Below are 20154 nucleotides of genomic sequence, written 5' to 3' on the forward strand. Positions count from 1 at the left end.
AACCTCGTCCCGTGGGTGAGAAAGCCGGCACGCCTTCTCTCGCGGGTGAGAAGGTCGGATACCTCGTCCCCTGAGTAACAGAGTCGACGACCTCGTCCCGTGGGTGAGAGAACCGGCTCTCCTCCCCAGTCGGGTGGGGGAGCGGGTCAGGTGACCGCGCCGAGCTGCCATGGGATGAACTCGTCGCGGCCGAGGTCGAGGTCTTCGCTGACGGTGGGGCGGCCGGAGGCTACGGCGAGGATCGCTTCGAAGATCTGTTCGCCGGTGGCGGTGATGGTGGTGGTTCCGGTGACGATTCCGCCGGTGTCGAGGTCCATGTCTTCGCGCATCCGGTTGTAGGTTTCCGAGTTGGTGGCGACCTTGAGCACGGGGGCGGGTTTGCCGCCGAGGACGGAGCCGCGGCCGGTGGTGAACACGACGATGGTGGCGCCGCCGGCGACCAGGCCGGTCACGGACACCGGGTCGTAGCCGGGGGTGTCCATGAAGGTGAATCCGGGGTCGGTGATCGGTTCGGCGTATTCGTAGACGGCGGTCAGTGGGGCGGTGCCGCCTTTCGCGACGGCGCCGAGGGATTTCTCCAGGATGGTGGTGAGGCCGCCGGCTTTGTTGCCGGGGGACGGGTTGTTGTCGAGGGTGCCGCCGCCGGCTTGGACGTACCGGTGCCACCAGGCGATGCGGTCGAGGAGGCGCCGGCCGACTTTCTCGGTGACGGCGCGGCGGGTGAGGAGGTGTTCGGCGCCGAACACTTCGGGTGTCTCGGCGAGGACGGTGGTGGCGCCTTGGGCGACCAGCAGGTCGGAGGCGTGGCCGAGGGCCGGGTTGGCGGTGATGCCGGAGTAGCCGTCGGAGCCGCCGCAGTTGAGGCCGACGACGAGGGCGGAGGCGGGTACGGTTTCGCGGCGGCGTTCGTTGAGGCGGTCGAGGAGGGTGCGTACGGCGGCGGTTCCGGCGCGGACGGTGGCCCGTACGCCGCCGGTGTCCTGGATGGTCAGTTTCTCGACGATCGTGTCGGAGTTCTCGGGCAGGCCGGCGAGCAGCGTGTCGATGCCGATCATCTCGCAGCCGAGGCCGAGGACGAGGATGCCGCCGATGTTGGGGTGGTTGGCGTAGCCGCGCAGGGTGCGCAGCAGGATCTGCCCGCCTTCGCTGGCGGGGACCATGCCGCAGCCGGAGTCGTGGGCGAGGGCGACGACGCCGTCGACGTTCTCGTAGGTGTCCATGATCGGGCCGCGGAACTGGTCGGCGATCATGCGGGCGGTCGATGCGGAGCAGTTGACGGAGGTGACGATGCCGACGAAGTTGCGGGTGCCGACCCGGCCGTCGGCCCGCCGGTAGCCTTCGAACGTGCGGGTCTGCGGGGCGGCGGGGATCGGTGTGATGCCGGTGCCGAACTCGTAGTCGTGGTCGACGGCGGCCATGCCGAGGTTGTGGGCGTGCACGTGGTCGCCGGCCTGGACGTCGGTGGTGGTGCTGCCGATGACCTGCCCGTACTTGTGGACCGGTGTGCCGGCGGCCAGGTCCCGCAGCGCGATCTTGTGCCCGCGCGGGACGGTGGCGCGAACGGGGATCTCGTGGCCGTCGTGGCGCAGCACGTCGCCGGCGGGCAGTTCCCGGGTGGCCACGGCGACGTCGTCGTGTTCGCGCAGCAGCAGCGCCACTTCGCGCAGGTCCAAGTGCGGCATGGGCAATCCTTGACGTGTTGCGGGAACGTTTGCAGTCCCATCCTGACACGTCCGGGGGTGACGGTCGAGAGCCGAGAACCCTTGACCTGGGCGGCGCTCCGGGGCAAGGATGGGAATGCGCTTTCCCCCAGCTAGCGCAATTTTTGGAGACTGCTATGAAACGATCCAAGAATGGCTGATCGCTACCGCGCCGCGATCGTCGGGACCGGCGCCATCGCGGGCGCCCACGCCGAGGCCCTGCGCGCTCACGGCAGCCGGATCGAGGCGGTCGCCGTGCACGACCTCGACCCGACGCGGGCCCGCGACTTCGCCGGCCGGTGGGACATCCCGGACGTGCCCGGCACGCTCGACGGCCTTATCGACGACGGCGTCGACATCGTGCACCTGTGCACCCCGCCCGGCACCCACGTCCCGATCGCCCGGCGCCTGCTGGCCGCCGGTGTGCACGTGCTGGTCGAGAAGCCGCCGACGCTCTCGCTGGCCGAACTGGACGTCCTGGCCGAGGCGTCGGCCGCGTCCGGGGCGCATCTGGCGACGGTCTTCCAGCACCGGTTCGGCGCCGGGGCGAAACGGCTGCGCGGGCTCGTCGCCGCCGGCGACCTCGGCCGGTCGCTGCTCGCCACCTGCCACACGCTGTGGTTCCGCGACGACGAGTACTACGGCGTGCCGTGGCGCGGCAGGTGGGCGACCGAGGGCGGCGGGCCGACCATGGGACACGGCATCCACCAGTTCGACCTGCTGCTGTCGATCCTCGGGCCGTGGGAGCGGGTCAGCGCGGTCGCGGCCCGCCGCAGCCGCCCGGTGGAGACCGAGGACGTGTCGATGGCCCTCGCCGAGTTCGCCGACGGGACCGTGGGGTCGGTGGTCAACTCGGTGGTGTCGCCGCGGCAGACCTCGTCGCTGCGGTTCGACTTCGAGCACGCGACCGTCGAGCTGGACCATCTCTACGGCTACCGCGACGCCGACTGGACCGTCACCGCGGCGCCCGGGCACGAGGACCTCCTGGAGACCTGGCGGGCGGCAGCCGGCGAGACGGCGCGCAGCGGGCACGCCGACCAGGTCGCCGACGTCCTGGACGCCCTCGACGCGGGCGCGGAACCCCCGGTCACGGTCGCGGAGACCCGCCGGACCATGGAGTTCATCGCCGCGATCTACGCCTCGGCGGCCGGGGGACGGCCGGTGCGGCGCGGCGAGATCGGGCCCGGCCACCCCTTCCACAGCGCCATGAACGGGGACTCATGGAACTTCGGGTAGATCATCGGATCGGCCGGTCGGTCACGGTCAGCGCGGGGGAGACCGGCCTCGCCACGTACGTCTACCGGCCGGACACCGTCACGCTGGAGTCGCCGAAGCCGTACCTGCATCCGCTGCGCACCCTGGCCGGGGACGAGGTGTCGCTGTTCCGGCCGCACGACCACGTCTGGCACAAGGGGATCGCCTGGTCGCTGCCGCACGTGGGGGAGCACAACTTCTGGGGCGGGCCGACCTATGTGCACGGCAGCTCCTACGTGCAGAGACCCGACAACGGAAGTGCTTCCCACCGTACGATCGACGGTCTCGAGGTCACCGCGAGCACCGCATCGCTGAGCCATCGCCTGGACTGGACCTCGCAGGGCGGCGCGGCCGTCCTCAGCGAGCGGCGGTCCCTCGGGTTCGCCCTGGTCGACGACGTGAGCTGGGTGCTGACGTTCGAGACGGCGATGACCAACGTGTCGGGGGAGACCCTGGCCTTCGGCTCGCCGACCACCAAGGGCCGGGAGAACGCGGGGTACGGCGGACTGTTCTGGCGGGGGCCGCGGTCGTTCACCGGCGGGGTGCTGCAGTCGCCCGGCGGGATCGGCGGGGACGAGCTGCGGGGTACGCGTGCCGAGTGGTTCGCGTTCCGCGGGCGGCACGACGGCGTGGACCGGTCGTCGACGGTGCTGATCGCCGACCACACCGCGAACCCGCGCCATCCGCCGCAGTGGTTCGCCCGCACCGAGGAGTTCGCCTGCCTCAATCCGGCGCCGTTCTTCAGCGAGGAGCTGGACCTTCCCGACGGGCGGACCGTCACGTTCCGCTACGCGGTGGTCATCGCGTCGGGTGACCACGGGGACGCCGGAACGGCGGCGCTCGCGGCCCATGCATGGGCCGCGCCGGCATGAGCGACTTCCCGGGCGGCACCGCGGTCACCCGACTTCAGGTGTACGGCGACGGCGGCGGGACCCCGCACATGCACACCGTCTCGTCCGAGGCGTACGTGGTGATCGGCGGCACGGGCACCCTGCAGACCCTCGACATGTCCGGCTACCGGGAGACCCCGCTGACGCCGGGCAGCACGGTGTGGTTCACCCCCGGCGTCATCCACCGCGCGATCAACGACGGTGACCTGCAGGTCGTGGTGGTGATGTCGAACGCGGGACTGCCCGAGGCCGGCGATGCGGTCATGACGTTCCCGCCGGAGATCCTCGCCGACCCCGCGCGTTACCGCGTTGCGGCAGGCCTCGGGCCGGATCCCGGCCATGCGGTACGGGTACGCCGTGACCTGGCCGTCGAGGGGTTCCATCGGCTCGTCGAGTCCCCGGCCGCGCTCGCCGGGTTCTACCGGGACGCCGCCGCGCTGGTCCGGCCCCGGGTCGAGGAGTGGCGGCGGATCTGGTCGCACACCGTCGAGGCGCAGACCCGCCGTACCGCCGCCATGCTCGACACCCTCGCCGGCGGCGACTTCCAGCACCTGCACGACGCCGCTGTGCAGTCGTCCGCACCCTCGCCGGCGACGGCCTGGGGGATGTGCGGGCACTTGAGAAGAATGGAAGGACAGTGATGACTCGTCGTTACGGTCTCATCGGGACCGGTCACCGGGCGCAGCTCTACATCGACGCGCTGGCCGGAGAGTGGAGCGACGCGGGACGGCTCGTGGCGCTGTGCGACACGAACGCGACGCGGATGGCGTACTACAACACGTTCGATGCCGCGGTCCACCGGCCGGACCGGTTCGCGGAGATGCTGACCGGGATCGACGCGCTGATCGTCACCACCGTCGACGCCACCCATGCCGGATACGTTCGCGCCGCCCTGGACGCCGGCGTCGACGTGGTCGTGGAGAAGCCGCTGACCGTCGACGAGGACGGCTGCGCCCGGATCGCCGCGGCGGCCGCCCGCAGCGACGCCCGGCTGATCGTCACGTTCAACTACCGGTACTCGCCGCGCAACTCGGCCGTCCGGGAACTGCTGGCCTCCGGCCGGATCGGCGAGGTCACCGCGGTCCACTTCGAATGGCTGCTGGACACCATCCACGGCGCCGACTACTTCCGGCGCTGGCACCGCGAGCACGACAAGTCCGGCGGGCTGCTCGTGCACAAGTCCACCCACCACTTCGATCTGGTCAACTGGTGGCTGGGCAGCAGCCCGGCGACCGTGTTCGCACAGGCCGGGCTGCGGTTCTACGGACCGGACGGCGCCGGGGCCGGGCGCGCCGACGGCGACCTGTTCCGGCCGGACCTGTTCGCGGACCCGCGGTTGAAGGCGCTGTACGCGGATGCCGCGCACGAGGACGGCTATGTGCGGGACCAGGACGTCTTCAGCGCGGGTGTGACCATCGACGACACCATGTCGGTGCTGGTCCGGTACGCGAACCGGGCGGTGCTGACGTACGCGCTGAACGCGTACTCGCCGCGGGAGGGCTACCGGGTGGCGTTCACCGGCACGCGCGGCCGTATCGAGCTGGAGGTCTCCGAGCGGGCGTGGGCGTCACCGGACGCCGCCCTCGATCCGACGGCGGGCAAGAGCGAGGAGGAGACGTACGAGCGCCTCACCGTCCAGGAACACTGGAAGCCCGCCGAGGAGATCGAGATCATGCGGGGCGCCGGTGGCCACGGCGGCGGGGACGCACTGCTGCTCGACGACGTCTTCCGCGGCCCGTCGCGGGACCCGCTGGCCCGTCAGGCCGGCTGGCGCGACGGTATCCGCAGCGTCCTGACCGGGGTCGCCGCCGACCGGTCGGCCCGCACCGGCCGCCCGGTCCACCTCACCGCCGACGGGCTCGGTCTCCAGGACGGGTGAATCGGGAATCGCGGGAGTGGCGGTGCTTGCGCCCGGGCCGTGCCATCCTTAGGTTCGTGCAAATGAAAATCGCTTTCACTGGCAAGGGTGGCAGTGGCAAGAGCACGATGGCCGCGCTGTTCGTGCAGTACCTGCGGACCGCCGGCCACCGTGTCCTCGCCGTCGACGCCGACGTCAACGTGCACCTCGCGCCGCTGCTCGGGGTCACCGCGAGGGCGGCCGGCGCGCTGTCGCACCCGGACAACGTGCGGGACGTGCGCACGCATCTGCTCGGCGGCAACACCCGGATCGCCGGCGTCGAGCACTTCGTCGCGACCACCCCGCCCGGGCCCGGGTCGCGGCTGGTCGGCCTCGACGCGCGCGATCCGCTGGTGGCCCGGCACGCGACGGCGCTGGACGAGCGGACCCACGTCATGCACGTCGGGACCTACGAGGCGAAGGACATCGGGTCCGGCTGCTACCACGGGCACCTGGCGATCCTGGAGAACCTGCTGTCCCATCTGGACCCGGCCGACGACGGCTGGGTGGTCTGCGACATGGTCGCCGGGACGGACGCGTTCGCGAACACGCTGCACGCCCAGTTCGACGTGATCGTGGTGGTGGCCGAGCCGACGCCGGAGTCCGTGTCGGTCGCGCGGCGGTACCGGGAACTGGCCGGGGCGGCCGGCGTCGCGGACGCGGTGGTGATCGTCGGGAACAAGGTGGCCGACCAGATGGACCTGGACTATCTGCGGAGCGCTCTGGGCGTACCCCCGATGGCGTTCCTGGGTCTGCAAGCCGGTCTGCGGCGGGCCCGTCAGGCGGGCGCGCCACCGCGACCGGAGGATCTCGACGACGCCTCCGCGCTGGCGCGCATCGCCGAACACGCGGCGGGCCGGTCACCGTCGGCCGGGCACCGGGAGGAGCTGCTGCGCACGCTCCACCTGCGCATGGCCGGAAAGGGCTGGGTGCGGGCCGCGCACGGCGACGTCACCGCGCAACTCGGCCCCGTTCCTGCCGGAGCCGCGCCCGGCCACTAACATATGCCGCGATCTCTGTAGCGGCATACTTGGGGCGAGGCGACATGCGGTGGTTCCGGTTCGGGTCGGGTAAACGGCGAGCCGAGCAGGATCCCGGGCGGCAGCAGGAGATCTACCGCCAGGTGCGGGACGGGTTCGGCGCGCACGTGCCGGGCCGGTTCGCCGACCAGGCCGCCGGGACGCTCGCGCTGCTCGACGGCGACGACGGGATCGTCGTGGCGGCCGCGATCCTGCGGGACTACGCCGACGCGGTCGCCGGGGCGATGCGGGCGCAGGGCTTCCCGGCCGAGCGGCGCGACTACCGGTGGGCCTGGCGGAGTGCGGGGCCGCGGCTGCGGTCACCGCTGGTCACCGGCCAGGGCGGGCCCTTCCATCCGTACGTCCAGGTGGCCGCGGCCGTGACCGTCGTCGCCACCCGGTCCAAGCAGCTCGTCCGGGTGACCGCCCCGGAGCCGGTCCTCACCCACCTCCTGGAGATCCTCGACGTGATCACCTCCAGCTGGGAGTACGGCGGGGTGGCGGCCGACGTCGACACCGCCACCCTGGCCGGCGGCCTGATCGCGGCGGTCCGTGACCTGCGCGCCGCGATGGCGGAGGAGCCACCCCTGCCCTCCCCGATCCGCGAGCAGATGCGCCGCAACAACACCGTCGACGTGTGGGACCCCGCCACCCACCGGGTCGTCGGCGGCTTCAACCCGGGCCGCTCGATGCGCGAGGCCTTCCTCGCCTGACGGCCGGACTACACACACCGGAGCCCGCGGCCGGCGACCGTGATCCGGACGCGCTGACCCCAGGAGAGCGCCAGCGCGTCGGACTCCAGGCCGTCGGCGAACACCACCAGGCGCTCCGACTCGCAGGTCAATTCCAGCTCGGCGCCCACGGTGAGCAGGCCGGACGTGCGGGTCACGCCGGTGGCGGGAGAGGGCCACGCCTCCCGGACGAACCAGCACAGCGCCGGAGCGTCCGGGGCGGGCAGCGGCGGGCCGCCGGCGCGTTCCCGGGCGATCGAGGCGCACCAGCCGGTCGCCCCGGTGCCGGTGCCGACGATCAGGCCGGACGACGACTGCCGTTCCCGCGCGCCGTCCGGGGTGGTCAGCACGTAACGGGCGGACTGGTGGCCGGCGTGACCCAGGTAGACCTCGTTCAGCCCGGACAGCTCCTGGCCGTCGTCGAGGCGCGCGACCACCATGGTCCGCCGCTCGCCCGCCTCCCCGCCGGCCGCCGCCCGCAGCAGGCCGGGCAGATCGGCGGCCCGGTGCCGGGACAGCACGCCCGGGTTGCGGCCCGGCTCCGGGTCGATGCCGATCACCGGCTGGCCGTCCAGGTACTTCGCCACGTTCGCGACCAGGCCGTCCTGGCCGACGGCGACCACGACGTCCTCCGGCGCGAACAGGAACCGGGGCAGGTCGGCGCGTTCCACGTGACCGCGCCGCCAGTCGGCCGGGACGGCCGCGCCCACCTCGGTCAGCGCGGCCTGCAACGCCTCGTGCCGGGCGGTCACGCCGGCCAGGTCCCCGCCGCGCTGGCGCAGGAAGTAGGCGGCGGCGCCGAGCGTGCCGTGCCGGGCGAGCAGCTCGTCGAGCTCGCTGCGCCGCGACACGACCACGATCCGCGGGGTGAGGGTGCTCACTTGCCGAGCCGCCCGGCCAGGCTGGTCAGCACGTCGGGGGTGATGGTCAGCTCGTTGATCTGCGGCAGCTGACCGGCGATCTCGCGCAGCGCGAGCGCCTGCAGCACCTCCGGCGGCAGATCCCGGTAGGCGGCCATCCGGGCGGCCTCGGCCTCCGCCTCGGCCAGGCCGACCAGGCGGGCGCCGGCCGCGCGGGCCTCGTCACGGACCCGGGTGCCCTCGGCCTCGCCGGCGGCGGTGCGCCGCGCCCGCTCGGCGGCGGCGATGCTCGCCACCTCCTTGCGGTCGGCGTCCGCCTTCGCGGCGACCAGCTGGGTCTCGGCGTCCAGCTCGGCCTCGCGGCGGGTGTTCGCGCCGTGCTGCTCGACCAGCTCCTGCTGGCGGCGGGCCAGCTCGATCCTGCTCTGCAGCTCGTTCTCGGCGATCTGCCGTTCCTGCTGGACGGCGTGGGCGCGGCGGGCGTACGTCGCCTTGTCCGCGTCCTGCTGCACCTGCTCGCGGGTCGGGGTCTGCAGGGCCCGCTCCAGGTCGGGCTCCGGGCGGATCGCGACCACCCGGGCGCTGACCACCGCGACAGCGGTCTCGGTGAGCCGGGGATCGGAGGCGAGCGCGTCCGCGACCGACTGACGGACCGGCGCGATCCCACTGGTCAGCGCCTCGGCCAGGGGGAGCCGGGCGAGCAGGTCGAGGGCCGGCTGCTGAGCCAGCTCGGCGAGCAGCGTGGCCACCTGGTCGAGGGGCTGACCCCGCCACCTGCCCCGGTACGGGTCGATGGAGAAGTCCAGCCGGCTCGCGGCGGACGCCGGGTCGCTGAACCGGTACGTCACGGTGGCCTGCACGGTCACGTCGGCGAAGTCCTCGGTGCGGGCGTGGAACAGCAGCGGCAGCTCCCGGTCGTCCACCGGGACCTCGCTGAGCACGGCGGTCAGTGGCCGATACCAGAACGAGAGCCCGGTGCCGGACCGCTTCACCCGGCCCTTGACGGTGTGGCTGACCCAGCTCGTCGCTGCGCCGCGCAGGTGCCGCAGGTGGAGGCGTCGCGTCACGTCAGCCATGTCGGGGGTCCCTTCGTTTGTCGTCATGGTGACGATAAAGGGTTGCCGCTATTATCGTCAACATGACGCTTAACGTGGTGGCGCTCACCGTCGACCTGGTGCTGCTGACCATCCGGCGGGAGGCGCTCCAGGTGCTGCTGATCCGCCGCGGCATCCCGCCCTATCAGGACCGCTGGGCCCTGCCCGGCGGATTCGTGCTGGACGACGAGGATCTGGATGCCGCCGCCGCCCGTGAGCTGCGCGAGGAGACCGGCCTCGACCCGGAGCGCGGCCATCTCGAGCAGCTGGCGACGTACGGCGGACCCGGCCGTGACCCGCGCGGCCGGGTCGTCACCGTCGCCTACCTGGCGCTGCTGCCCGACCTGCCGGCGCCGGTGCCCGGCAGTGACGCGGCCGTCGCGGCCTGGCGCCCGGTCGGCGAGACCGGTGAGCTGGCCTTCGACCATGACCGGATCCTGGCCGACGGCCTCGAACGGGCGCGGTCCAGACTGGAGTACACGCCGCTGGCGACGAGGTTCTGCGCACCCGAGTTCACCGTCGCCGACCTGCGCACCGTCTACGAGACCGTCTGGCGGACCCGCCTCGACCCCCGCAACTTCCACCGCAAGGTCACCGGCGCCGACGGTTTCATCGAGCCCACCGGCGGCACCGTCATCCGCGACCGGGGACGCCCGGCCCAGCTCTACCGGCGCGGCCCCGCGACCCACCTGCACCCACCCCTGTTACGGCAATCGCCCGGCTCACCATCGCGGTGAGCCGGGCGATCGGCGGGGCTGCCGTCAGGCGGCGACCAGGGGCTTCAGGGCGGCACCGACGGCGGAGACGACGCCGGGGCGGTGACCGTTACGGATCAGGTTGATGGTGAGGCCGTCGATGCCGGCGCCCAGCACCTTCTCGTGCAGCTGCTCGGCCACCTGGCCGGCGGTGCCCAGGAAGGCACGGTTGCGGCGGTCCTCCGGGATCGACTCGCCCAACTCCTTGGCCTCCTGCTCGGTCTCGCCGACCATGCCCATCACCAGGTAGCTGGTGGCCAGGGTGGCCGGGTCGCGGCCGATCTCCTCGCACCTCTGACGCAGCACGGCGACCTTGCGGGCCAGATCGTCGACGTCGCAGATGATGTTCATGTGCTGGGCGAACCGGGCCGCCAGCCGGAACGTCTTCTGCTCGCCGGAACCGCCCAGCATGATCGGAAGGTCGTCCCGGAACCGCGGGTTGTTCATCGCGCCACGGGTCGTGTACCACTTGCCCTCGAAGGCCGACGGCTCGCCCTTGAGCATCGGCGTGATGATGGTGAGCGCCTCCTCGAGCCGCTCGAACCGCTCGGTGAACGTGCCGAACTCGAAGCCCAGGTCGTGATGCTCCCGCTCGAACCAGCCGGCGCCGATGCCCAGGACCGCCCGGCCGTGCGACACCACGTCGAGCGTGGTCACCGTCTTGGCCAGCAGGGCGGGATTGCGGTACGTGTTACCGGTGACCAGCGTGGACAGCTGGATCGTCGAGGTGGCGGTGGCCAGCGCGCCGAGCGTGGTGTACGCCTCGAGCATCGCGTTCTCGGGCGCGCCGATGCCGGGCAGTTGGTAGAAGTGGTCCATGACGAGGACGGTGTCGAAGCCGGACGCCTCGGCCTCGCGCGCCTGCGCGACGACGGTGTCGAAAGTCTGCTCCACCGGGCCGGGATAGGTGAAGTTGGGGATCTGGTAGCCGAGCCGGATCGTCACGATGCCTCCGAAGGCGGAGAGATATGTAAGAGCGCTATCACTTGCTAATGTAAGAGCCTACTCACATGGAGGCAAGGGTGTCGGCGCAACGGGCGTATCACCACGGTGACCTGCGCGCCGCGCTGATCGCTGCCAGCTTCGACCTGCTCGCCGAAGCGGGACTGCAACGGTTCTCGGTCGCGGCGGTGGCCCGGCGGCTCCAGGTGAGCTCCGCCGCGCCGTACCGGCACTTCCCCGGTCGCGGCCACCTGCTCAGCGCGGTGTCGGCCGTCGCCGCCCGGGAACTCGGCGCCGCGATCACCGCCGCCGCCGAAGCTGCCGGCCCGGACCCGTCCGACCGGCTGCCCGCCGCCGCGGGCGCCTACGTGCGGTACGTCGCCCGCACCGGCGCCGGCCTGCCGGTCATCTACGCCGCCGAGCTCTACCAGGTCGAGGACGACGCGCGCCGGGAGCACACCCGCGCCCTGATGACGACCATGCTGGACTTGGCCACCGCCGGCGGCGCCCGCTCCCACCGGGAGGCCGTCCTGCTGGTCGAGGCGACGATCGCGGTCGCCCACGGTTACACGTCCCTGCTGGCCGACGGCTTCTTCGCCCGCAACGCCGGCACCGCCGACGACATCGCCGCCCGCGCCGTCGAGGCCGCCCGCGCCCTGATCCCCGGCTAGGGCCGGACCGTGCGACCGCGTCCCTCTGGTGTGCCACCGGAGGTTTACGGTTACCGTAGTCACATGGATAGCCACACCGAGGCCACCAGCCAGGCGCAGCCCGCGCCGCGGGAGCGCGTCGAGTTGGCCGGTCTGAACCCGCCGGAGCCGACCGACGAGGAACGCGCGTGGTTCGCCCAGTGGTACGCCGACGGCAACGCCCGGCACGCCGAGTGGGCGGCCACACGGACCCCGCACGCCGCCTGACCGTCGGGCATCGGCCATCATCACCGGATGACCGGTTACGGCCCGCCCCGGGTTCTCGACGCTTCCGCGCTCGTCGAACTGTTCCAGGGCCACCCACTGCTGATGCAGTTGCTCGAGCTCGCCGCCGCCGGCAAAGTCGTCATCGCGTTTCCCGACGTCGCGATCGAAGAGGCCGCCGCGGTTCTCGACATCGAACCGGCCCTGTGGGACCACTTCCTGCGGTTCCCCGGGGTGACGGTGCTGTCGATGGGCGCGCACGGCGCGATCGCCGCCGGCAGGTACGCCCGGCCGCGTGTCACGAACCCGATCGTGCACCGCGAACTCGCGAACCCCTTGCAGATCGGTCACGTCGTGCAGGAGGCGATCCACATGTCCGCGATCGTGGTCACGGCCATCCCCGAGGCGTATGCCGGGCACGACCTGGTCGTGCACGAACTCAACCTCCCGCCGGGCGGTCCGGTCTCGAACGGGTGAGACCGCGGGCGCCGGCCGGATATGTCACGGGGTGGGGCGGCGGCGGGCGAGGTGGGTGATGACGTCGGCGCTGATCTCGACGGTCGGGGGGAGGGTCCGCTCGATCCGGGTGAGGGCCTCGGTGCGGGTCGCCGGTGGGAGCTGGAGGTAGGCCGACAGGGTGGAGAGGTGGCCGGTGTAGTCGGCGGCGGTCAGTGTCAGGCGCTGAGGGAACACGAGCTGCCGGACGTCGGTGAACCACTCGGAGACCTGGAGCTCGGTGCCCGGCCACTGCATGTCGTTCTCCGGGGGCGTCCCGTCCGGTGACGGGACGTCGTCACGGTCCAGGAACGGGGCCCGGGCGGCGTGCACGGCCTTCTCCACGGCCGGGTCGGTGAGCTGCACCGGGCCGCCGAACGACGCGAACACTCCGCCGGGCTCGATCAGGGCGGCCATCCGGGGCCATCGGCCGTCGGGGGCGGTCCAGTGCAGCGCCGCGGCCGCGTACACCAGATCGAATCTCTCGTCGAGCGCCAGGTCCTCGAAGGCCGCCCGGATCGTGCGGACCGACGGGGGAACGTGTCTGCGCAGTTCGGCGAGCATCGACGGGTCGGGTTCGGTGGCGGTGACGGTCGGCCCGGCGCGGGCGAACAGGCGGGTCGCCTTGCCGGTCCCCGAGCCGATCTCCAGGGCGGTTCGCACCGGCCGGCCGGCGAACGCCAGAACGGTTCCGGCGAGTTCGGCGGGATAGCCGGGCCGGAACCGTTCGTAGATTTCCGCCACCGCTCCGAAGCTCAACGCGCGCACAGACACGTACGAATCCTGACACGGCGCCGAGGCGGACGGCGACCAGGTCAGGGGGAGGGGCGACGAGAACAGGGGAGAGGCGAGGTCAGGCGGAGAGACGGCCGAAGGTGGAACGGTGGAAGACGAGGGGCCCGCCGTCCTGGTCCGGACTGTGCTCGACGGCGTGCAGGCGCAGCAGCACGATCGTGTGGTCGCCGGCCTCCACCTCGCGGTAGATCGAGCAGTCGAACATGGCCAGCCCGTCGTCCAGGGTGACCGCGCCGGTCTCGGTGACCGACGTCGGTATGCCGTCGAAGCGGTGCGCGACCGGCCCGGCCAGCTGGCGGCACACCTGGCCCTGGTGGGCGGCCAGGACGGTGACCCCGACGTGCGCGGAGCGGCGCAGGTCGGGCCAGGTCTTGGAGGTGTTGGCGATGGAGACCGACACCAGCGGCGGGTCCAGGCTGACCGAGGTGAACGAGCTGGCGGCCAGGCCGACCAGGGCCCCGTCGACTTCGGCGGCGACGGCGACGACCCCGCTGGGGAAGACCCCGAACGCTTGACGGAGGCGTACGGCGTCGAGGTCCTGATTGGTGGTGAAGACGGTCATCGGACGGGTCTTCCGACGGCGGCGAACGGGACGACGGCCCGGTTACGGCGGCGAGGGCGCTCGTCCTTCCAGAGGCCGCGTTCGGCCAGGATCGGCAGGACGCCCTCGCCGAACCAGTACGCGCCTTCCAGGTGCGGGTACGCCGACAGCACGAACTCCTCGATGCCGAGGGCCGCGTATTCGGCGATCCGGTCGGCGACCTGCTCGTGGCTGCCGACCAGCGCGGTCCCGGCGCCGCCGCGGACCAGCCCGACCCCGGCCCACACGTTGGGATAGATCTCCAGCTCGTCGGTGCGGCCGCCGTGCAGGTCGAGCATCCGCCGCTGGCCCTCGGACTCGGACAGCCGCAGGCCGGCCTGCACCTTCTCGATCGTCTCCGGGGAGATCCCGGCGAGCAGGCGCCCGGCCTCGGCCCAGGCCTCCTCGGCGGTGTCGCGGGTGATGGTGTGCATCCGGATGCCGAACCGGATCGGCCGGTTCCCCGGCCCGCGGCCCTCGGCGGCGGCCAGCGAGCGGATCCAGGCGATCTTCTCGGCCACGGCCGCGGGCGGCTCGCCCCACGTCAGGTAGACGTCGGCGTGCTTGGCGGCGACGGTCCCGGCGGCCGGCGACGATCCGCCGAAGTAGATCTCCGGGATCGGGTCGGGGATCTGGCCGAGCTCGGCGGCGGCGACCGACAGGTGCTCGCCCGTGAAGTCGACGGTCTCCCCGGCCCACAGCCGGCGGACGATCTCCAGGAACTCGTCGCAGCGCTGGTAGCGGGCGTCCTTGTCGAGGAAGTCGCCGTACATCCGCTGCTCGTGGCTCTCCCCGCCGGTGACGACGTTGAGCAGCAGGCGGCCGCCGGACATGTTCTGGAAGGTGCCGGCCATCTGCGCGGCCAGGAACGGCGAGACGACGCCGGGCCGGAACGCGACGAGGAACTTGAGCCGGTCGGTGGTCTGGCTGAGCATCGCGGTGCTGAGCCAGGCGTCCTCGCACCAGGCGCCGGTGGGGGTCAGCGCGGCCGCGAAGCCGTTGTCCTCGGCGGCCCGGGCCACCTGGGTCAGGTAGGCGACGTCGGCGGGGCGGCCGGAGCCGCCGGCGGCGACGCCGTGACCGCCGCCGACGACATGCCGTCCGTCGCCGCCGTTGGTCGGCAGGAACCAGTGGAACGTGAGGGACATGCGACGGCCTTTCCGCGAAACCTGTATCGCCTATAGGTTTACCGGAATTACCGACCAGGGCAAGACCTCAGCGGCGCGGGTGTGCCGAACATCCCATCAGACGACGGTGGGCCGCTCGTTGCGCTGCACGTCCTCGGAGTTCTGCACGAACGTCTGCTGGGAGACCTGCACCAGCGTCGCGGTGTCGTGGAACCGCCGCAGGCTGGTGGACCCGCAGCTGATCATCGTGGAGCGCAGTTTGGCGAGGGTGACCTTGACGTTGTCGTAGAGGCTGCCGGCGTACGGCACGTAACCGTCGACGCCCTCCTCGAACACCAGGTCCCTGCCCTGGCCGTACCGGGCGGCGTTGCGGGCCCGGGCGCTGCCCTCGCCCCAGTACTCCTTGAGGATCTGCCCGTTGTGCTTGACCTGCGGCGCCGGGCTCTCGGAGAACCGGGCGAAGTACCGGCCGAGCATGAGGAAGTCGGCGCCGAACGCGAACGCGACGGCCATGTGCGAGTCGTGCAGGACCCCGCCGTCGGAGCACAGCGGCACGTAGATCCCGGTCTCCCGGGCGTACGCGTCACGCTCGGTGACGATCTCGGCGAGTGCGGACGCCTGGCCCCGGCCGATGCCCTTCTGATCGCGGGTGATGCAGATCGATCCGCCGCCGATCCCGACCTTGACGAAGTCGGCGCCCGCGTCGGCGAGGTAGCGGAACCCGGCGCCGTCGACGACGTTGCCGGCGCCGATCCGCACGGTGTCGCCGTACTCGCCGCGGACGAAGTCGAGGACGTGCTTCTGCCACACCGAGTAGCCGTCGGAGGAGTCCAGGCACAGCACGTCCGCCCCGGCCGCGACCAGCGCCGGGATCCGCTCCCGGTAGTCGTGGGTGTTGACGCCGGCGCCGACCCGGAACCGCTTGTCGCCGTCCACGGTCTCGTTGCTGAACTGCTGGTGCAGCTCGTAGTCGCGGCGCTGCACCAGCGCGGTGACCCGGCCGTCGCCGCCGACGATCGGCAGCACGTCCTGCCGGGAGTCCCACAGCACCGAGTTCGCCTCGGCCAGGGACATCCCGGCGGTCCCGGTGGCCAGTTCGGCGACCCGCCGCATCCGGGACTCGACGGCGTCGTCGCGGTGGTGCCGGGCGAAGTTGAAGTCCTGCACACTGATCAGCCCGAGGAACTCCCCCGTCGCGGATCCGTCGTCGGTGACCACGGCCGTCTCCCGGCCGGTGCCGGCGAGCAGGCCGGCAGCCTCGCCGAGGGTGGCCGACGGCTTGATGTTGACGTCGTTGTGCCGGAACCCGGCCTTGTGCCGTTTCACCGCGGCGACCATCGCCGCCTGCTCCTCGATCGGCTGGTTCTGGTGAATGAAGGAGAGGCCGCCCACCTGGGCCAGCGCGATCGCCAGTTGCGGCGACGAGACCGCGCCCATGATCGCGCTGACCAGCGGGGTGGCGATCCGGATCGGCGAGTCCTGCCCGACCGGGTGCCGGACCAGCGGCGCGGACAGGTCGACGTTGCCCGGGGTGCAGCTCTCGTCGGTGAGATTGGGCAGGAGCAGGTATTCACCGAAGGTGCGGGAGATCTCGGGCAGGATCCGCACTGTTGCGCTCCTAGGCGGTCGATATGCCGGGTTTGACGGCTGACGCTATCAGCCCCGGTAGGACCGCAGCGTGCGCAGCGCCTGAAGGGTGACGACGCCCCGCCATTCGAGGCGGGCCGCCTCGCTCGGCGGCTCCCAGGTGACCGGCCAGCCGCCGTCCGGCAGCCGGGCCGCGGCCAGCGCGTCCAGGTGGGCGTCGATCTGCGCCTCGTCGAAGAGCCGCCGCCAGGGCGAGTCGGCGGCCGGGGCGATGTGCAGCGGTGTCAGGCCGTACTCGCCGGGCGCCGGGGTCGCCTGGAACATCGGCGAGGCGGTCAGCCGTTCCAGGACCGCCGGGACGTGCGCGGCCGCCCGGGCCCGGTCCGGAACGTGGGCCAGGAACACGAACACCTCGGACAGCGCGTGCACCTCGTCCGGCAGCGCGCCGCTCTCGATCGCGTCCCAGCAGTACCCGGCGGCCGCCTCCCGCCACGGGTGCTCGAACCCCAGCCGGTACAGGTGACCGGCCAGTCCCGCGGTCGGGTTGAGGCCCGGCTCGTACGTCCACTCGGTCCAGTGCGCGGCCCGCGGGAACCCCTCGATCACCGGGAAGGCGAGCGGCACCGCGCCCGAGGCGGTGGCCACCCCGCTCAGGAAGTCGCAGGCCGGCCCGAGCAGCGCCGGATCGGCGACGGTGAGCGACTGCACGGCCACCTCGACGTCGACCGGCAGGCTGGCCGGGCAGCGTTTGTCCGGTTCCAGGCCGTGCCCGAAGCCGCCGTCGTCGTTGCGGTAGCCGCGCAGCACGTCCGCCACGCTGCCCGGGGCCGCGCCCTGGAAGTGGACGGCGAACAGGCGGCGTTCCAGCAGGCGTCCCTCGCGGGCGAGGAACCGGGCGCCGGCCACGAAGGGATCTTCTTCGGTCATGCCGCCGACCCTAGGGCCGCCCCGGCGGGGCTGTCTTGTCGGAAACGGTCACGCGCGATACTGGAGGACATGGGTGACTACGTCGAGTGGGCGCCACCGGTGGCGCTGCGGGACACGGTGGCGTGCCTGTGGCGGCGCAGCACCGGCGACCACGACAGCGCGGCCCTCGTCCTGCCCGACGGCTGCGCCGACCTGATCTGGGACAGCGGGCGTGGCGTGTTCGTGGCCGGCCCGGACACCGGCCCGATGCCGGGCACCATGCCGGCCGGGCGGACCCTGGTGGGCGTCCGGCTGCGGCCCGCCGCCGGCGGGCCGGTGCTGGGGCTGCCCCTGGACACGCTGCGGGACCTGCGCGTCGACCTGGCGGACCTCGATCCGGCCGCCGCCCGCGGTCTCTCCGCCGACCTGCCGCCGGCCGAGGCGCTGCGCCGGCTGGTCGGCCTGACCGCCGGGCGCGCCGTGCGCCGGCCGCCCGACCCGGCGATGCTCGCCGCCGTCCGGCTCCTGCACGATCCGGGGGTGCGGGTGCACGAGATCGGCGCCCGGGTCGGGATCGGCGACCGGCAGTTGCGGCGCCGGTTCACCGCCGCGGTCGGCTATGGGCCGAAGACCCTGCACCGGGTGCTGCGGTTCCGGCGTTTCCTGGACCTGCTGGAGCGGGAGCGGCCGCCGGGTGGCCTCGGTGAGCTGGCGCTGCGAGCCGGCTATGCCGACCAGGCTCACCTCGGCCGCGAGTCGGTCCAGCTGGCGGGCCTGCCCCCGGGGGTGCTGGCCCGCCGTCGCGGTCAGGCGTAGCTGTACCCGAGCGTGGTGATGTCCCGCAGCGCCGACGGGGTCTTCCCGGTGGCGAACGGGCGCATCCGCTCGGTGTTGTCGATGACGCCGGGCGTGGTGCCGGTACGCGGCTGGTACGTGTCGATGCCGCGGCTCTGCTGCCACAGCCACCACAGCCGGTCGATGTTGCAGTGGTGCAGCCAGAACACCGGGTCGTTGGGGGCCTCGCGGGTGCCCATGTGGCCGCCGACGTAGTTGTGCACCCGGTTGTGCAGCTCGATCTCGTTGCGGTTGCGGTAGCTGTTGGACACCGTCGAGTTCCACGGTGACTGGTCGTAGACGGAGTAGCTCTGCACGTTGTTCACCGTCGTCGCGGTGGGCCGCGAGGCGTTCTGCCCGAGCCGCCGCTGCAGGAAGCTGGTGGCGATGCTGCTGCGGTACACCGACCAGCCCCAGTTCGGGCTGAAGTTGCCGCTGGACACGCTGCCGTTGGTGATCGCGCCGCAGAAGTCGGCGGTGAACGGCGACACCGAGCCGGTCCAGTCCCAGTACGGCAGGAACAGGTTCGGGTTGCCGCTGACCGTCTGCAGGTCGAACTCCAGCAGCCGCAGATATTCGCGGTGCCACGGGAAGAACGACGGCGACTGGTGGGCGTGACTGATGTTGTCGGAGGTACGCGCGAAATAGGTGATGTGCTGGTCGATGTAGGAGTTGTAGCTGCGCCCGTTGACCGGCGTCGTCTTGAACTGCCGGAGCGCATTCGCGAATGCGGTCTTCTCGGCGCTCGTCATGTCGGCGATGCTTTTACGTACGGCCACCGGTCACTCGCCTCTCAAAAAGCGGAATCAATGGAAGTGGCCTTTTCCGGCCTCGGCGCTCAGTTCCAGGCCGTTCAGCCGGTCCACGATCCGGCGGCCCAGCCGCCGCAGCCCGTCCTGGGTCCGTGCGTCGTCGATCTCCACCGGGTCGTAGTGGTTGATCGCGCTGATGTAACCCACCGCCACGTACGGCTCGGAGCCGTCCTCCGGCACGAACAGCGTGCTGACCTCGGTGAGCGCCAGTGGCCGGTCGTTGACGTGCAGCTCGTCGCGGCCGCGGCCGAAGTGGCGCCCGCGGATCCGCTTGCCCCGGTAGTCCTCGTCGAAGTCGCGCGGGTCCCGGCGCGGTTTACCCTCGGCCGGTTCCGATCCGGTCAGCGCCTGCACCCCGTAGAGCGCGGTGGCCGTGGTGACCGCGCCGGCCGCGCTGTATCGCAGAACATCGCGACGTTTCACATCGGTCATGCGAATTCCTTTCCGGCTGACGTCCCTTTCGGCTTGTACCGGGTACAACCGGATCGGCCCGGCGCGGGGAAACGGCATGCGCATGTCCCCGAAAGGATTACCGGCGCCGAACACGGCGGTACGATCGGGGTAAGGGGTGGTACGTGATGAATGCGAAACCGTGGAGAAGAGCAGTCACCCTGCTGGTCGTCGCGGCCGGGTCGTTGAGCGGCGCCGCCGCGGCCGGGCCGCCGGAGCCGGACTTCGCCGAGACCTATCGCGGGCACCGGATCACCGGCTGGGGCAGCGGCGAGCGGGCGTGCGCGTACATCGACGGCAGACGGCTCGTCGTCTTCCCGCAGCCGGACGGCGGTTACACCAGCGCCGTGCAGGGCTTCCAGCCGGCGCCGGACCTGCTGGCCATCACCCGGGCGTCGGTGACGGCGCTCGGCGACCTCGGCCTGGCCACCACCGCCGAGCCGTCGGCGCACTGCCCGCAGACCGTGGCGGCACGGCCCTGAGGACCGTGCCGCCGGCACCGGCGCACCGGG

At 72.1% G+C, this 20154-nt stretch carries 23 protein-coding genes; 12 read left to right on the forward strand and 11 right to left on the reverse strand.

Annotated elements, in window-relative coordinates:
- Window positions 1-146 precede the first annotated feature (146 nt).
- Window positions 147-1682: a UxaA family hydrolase gene (locus Aut01nite_RS21970; RefSeq protein ID WP_043529418.1), complete on the reverse strand. Its 1536-nt coding sequence runs from the start codon at window positions 1680-1682 to the stop codon at window positions 147-149.
- Between the two features lie 171 nt (window positions 1683-1853).
- On the opposite strand from Aut01nite_RS21970, the gene Aut01nite_RS21975 reads away from it, so the two are divergent.
- The 6 genes from Aut01nite_RS21975 to Aut01nite_RS22000 all read left to right on the forward strand — a co-directional run bounded on the left by Aut01nite_RS21975 (window position 1854) and on the right by Aut01nite_RS22000 (window position 7473).
- On the forward strand, window positions 1854-2936 hold the full coding sequence (locus Aut01nite_RS21975; protein WP_043529420.1) for a Gfo/Idh/MocA family protein: 1083 nt from the start codon (window positions 1854-1856) through the stop codon (window positions 2934-2936).
- Window positions 2921-3826, forward strand: coding sequence for a DUF6807 domain-containing protein (locus tag Aut01nite_RS21980; RefSeq protein WP_043529422.1), 906 nt, complete (start codon window positions 2921-2923; stop codon window positions 3824-3826). The genes Aut01nite_RS21975 and Aut01nite_RS21980 overlap by 16 nt, the downstream gene beginning before the upstream one ends.
- Window positions 3823-4485: a cupin domain-containing protein gene (locus Aut01nite_RS21985; protein WP_043529500.1), complete on the forward strand. Its 663-nt coding sequence runs from the start codon at window positions 3823-3825 to the stop codon at window positions 4483-4485. Before Aut01nite_RS21980 ends, Aut01nite_RS21985 begins: the two co-directional genes overlap by 4 nt.
- Window positions 4485-5723: a Gfo/Idh/MocA family protein gene (locus tag Aut01nite_RS21990; protein WP_043529424.1), complete on the forward strand. Its 1239-nt coding sequence runs from the start codon at window positions 4485-4487 to the stop codon at window positions 5721-5723. Before Aut01nite_RS21985 ends, Aut01nite_RS21990 begins: the two co-directional genes overlap by 1 nt.
- Window positions 5724-5785: 62 nt before the next feature.
- The gene (locus Aut01nite_RS21995) at window positions 5786-6742 is read left to right on the forward strand and encodes a nucleotide-binding protein (RefSeq protein ID WP_043529426.1); all 957 of its coding nucleotides are present in this window, start codon (window positions 5786-5788) and stop codon (window positions 6740-6742) included.
- Between the two features lie 44 nt (window positions 6743-6786).
- Window positions 6787-7473 (forward strand): hypothetical protein, encoded by a 687-nt coding sequence (locus Aut01nite_RS22000; protein WP_043529428.1) that lies wholly within the window; start codon window positions 6787-6789, stop codon window positions 7471-7473.
- Window positions 7474-7481: 8 nt separating this feature from the next.
- On the opposite strand, the gene Aut01nite_RS22005 is transcribed toward Aut01nite_RS22000, so the two are convergent.
- Together Aut01nite_RS22005 and Aut01nite_RS22010 are read right to left on the reverse strand one after the other, a co-directional pair.
- Window positions 7482-8372, reverse strand: coding sequence for an NAD(+)/NADH kinase (locus tag Aut01nite_RS22005; RefSeq protein WP_043529429.1), 891 nt, complete (start codon window positions 8370-8372; stop codon window positions 7482-7484).
- On the reverse strand, window positions 8369-9427 hold the full coding sequence (locus tag Aut01nite_RS22010) for an SPFH domain-containing protein (protein WP_043529431.1): 1059 nt from the start codon (window positions 9425-9427) through the stop codon (window positions 8369-8371). The genes Aut01nite_RS22005 and Aut01nite_RS22010 overlap by 4 nt, the downstream gene beginning before the upstream one ends.
- Window positions 9428-9489: 62 nt before the next feature.
- On the opposite strand from Aut01nite_RS22010, the gene Aut01nite_RS22015 reads away from it, so the two are divergent.
- The gene (locus tag Aut01nite_RS22015; RefSeq protein WP_043529433.1) at window positions 9490-10182 is read left to right on the forward strand and encodes an NUDIX hydrolase; all 693 of its coding nucleotides are present in this window, start codon (window positions 9490-9492) and stop codon (window positions 10180-10182) included.
- A gap of 24 nt (window positions 10183-10206) precedes the next feature.
- On the opposite strand, the gene Aut01nite_RS22020 is transcribed toward Aut01nite_RS22015, so the two are convergent.
- Window positions 10207-11145, reverse strand: coding sequence for an LLM class F420-dependent oxidoreductase (locus Aut01nite_RS22020; protein WP_043529435.1), 939 nt, complete (start codon window positions 11143-11145; stop codon window positions 10207-10209).
- Between the two features lie 65 nt (window positions 11146-11210).
- On the opposite strand from Aut01nite_RS22020, the gene Aut01nite_RS22025 reads away from it, so the two are divergent.
- The 3 genes from Aut01nite_RS22025 (at window position 11211) to Aut01nite_RS22035 (ending at window position 12533) form a co-directional block, all read left to right on the forward strand.
- Window positions 11211-11813 (forward strand): TetR/AcrR family transcriptional regulator, encoded by a 603-nt coding sequence (locus Aut01nite_RS22025; protein WP_043529437.1) that lies wholly within the window; start codon window positions 11211-11213, stop codon window positions 11811-11813.
- Between the two features lie 63 nt (window positions 11814-11876).
- On the forward strand, window positions 11877-12059 hold the full coding sequence (locus Aut01nite_RS22030) for a hypothetical protein (protein ID WP_043529439.1): 183 nt from the start codon (window positions 11877-11879) through the stop codon (window positions 12057-12059).
- Between the two features lie 27 nt (window positions 12060-12086).
- Window positions 12087-12533, forward strand: a complete 447-nt coding sequence (locus Aut01nite_RS22035; RefSeq protein WP_052164244.1) for a hypothetical protein — start codon at window positions 12087-12089, stop codon at window positions 12531-12533.
- Window positions 12534-12557: 24 nt separating this feature from the next.
- On the opposite strand, the gene Aut01nite_RS22040 is transcribed toward Aut01nite_RS22035, so the two are convergent.
- The 5 genes from Aut01nite_RS22040 to Aut01nite_RS22060 all read right to left on the reverse strand — a co-directional run bounded on the left by Aut01nite_RS22040 (window position 12558) and on the right by Aut01nite_RS22060 (window position 17567).
- Entirely contained in the window at window positions 12558-13295 is a 738-nt protein-coding gene (locus tag Aut01nite_RS22040; protein WP_236642986.1) for a class I SAM-dependent methyltransferase, read from the reverse strand.
- Window positions 13296-13404: 109 nt separating this feature from the next.
- Window positions 13405-13908 (reverse strand): flavin reductase family protein, encoded by a 504-nt coding sequence (locus Aut01nite_RS22045; RefSeq protein ID WP_043529443.1) that lies wholly within the window; start codon window positions 13906-13908, stop codon window positions 13405-13407.
- A complete protein-coding gene (locus tag Aut01nite_RS22050) occupies window positions 13905-15074 on the reverse strand; it encodes an LLM class flavin-dependent oxidoreductase (RefSeq protein WP_043529445.1) in 1170 nt (389 codons plus the stop codon). Before Aut01nite_RS22050 ends, Aut01nite_RS22045 begins: the two co-directional genes overlap by 4 nt.
- A 96-nt stretch (window positions 15075-15170) precedes the next feature.
- Entirely contained in the window at window positions 15171-16661 is a 1491-nt protein-coding gene (locus Aut01nite_RS22055) for an IMP dehydrogenase (protein WP_043529447.1), read from the reverse strand.
- 48 nt (window positions 16662-16709) lie between these two features.
- On the reverse strand, window positions 16710-17567 hold the full coding sequence (locus Aut01nite_RS22060) for a hypothetical protein (protein ID WP_052164245.1): 858 nt from the start codon (window positions 17565-17567) through the stop codon (window positions 16710-16712).
- A gap of 69 nt (window positions 17568-17636) precedes the next feature.
- Here Aut01nite_RS22060 and Aut01nite_RS22065 point away from each other — a divergent pair, with 69 nt between their 5' ends.
- Entirely contained in the window at window positions 17637-18362 is a 726-nt protein-coding gene (locus Aut01nite_RS22065) for a helix-turn-helix domain-containing protein (protein ID WP_043529504.1), read from the forward strand.
- Here Aut01nite_RS22065 and Aut01nite_RS22070 read toward each other — a convergent pair.
- Together Aut01nite_RS22070 and Aut01nite_RS22075 are read right to left on the reverse strand one after the other, a co-directional pair.
- Window positions 18353-19159, reverse strand: a complete 807-nt coding sequence (locus Aut01nite_RS22070) for a tyrosinase family protein (protein WP_204037629.1) — start codon at window positions 19157-19159, stop codon at window positions 18353-18355. The genes Aut01nite_RS22065 and Aut01nite_RS22070 overlap by 10 nt on opposite strands.
- A gap of 27 nt (window positions 19160-19186) precedes the next feature.
- Window positions 19187-19624, reverse strand: coding sequence for a tyrosinase family oxidase copper chaperone (locus Aut01nite_RS22075; protein WP_043529452.1), 438 nt, complete (start codon window positions 19622-19624; stop codon window positions 19187-19189).
- A gap of 146 nt (window positions 19625-19770) precedes the next feature.
- Here Aut01nite_RS22075 and Aut01nite_RS22080 point away from each other — a divergent pair, with 146 nt between their 5' ends.
- Complete coding sequence (locus Aut01nite_RS22080) at window positions 19771-20124, forward strand: tyrosinase family oxidase copper chaperone (protein WP_043529454.1); 354 nt, start codon at window positions 19771-19773, stop codon at window positions 20122-20124.
- Window positions 20125-20154 lie beyond the last annotated feature (30 nt).

This window comes from Actinoplanes utahensis (genome assembly GCF_016862455.1).
Lineage (GTDB): Bacteria > Actinomycetota > Actinomycetes > Mycobacteriales > Micromonosporaceae > Actinoplanes > Actinoplanes utahensis.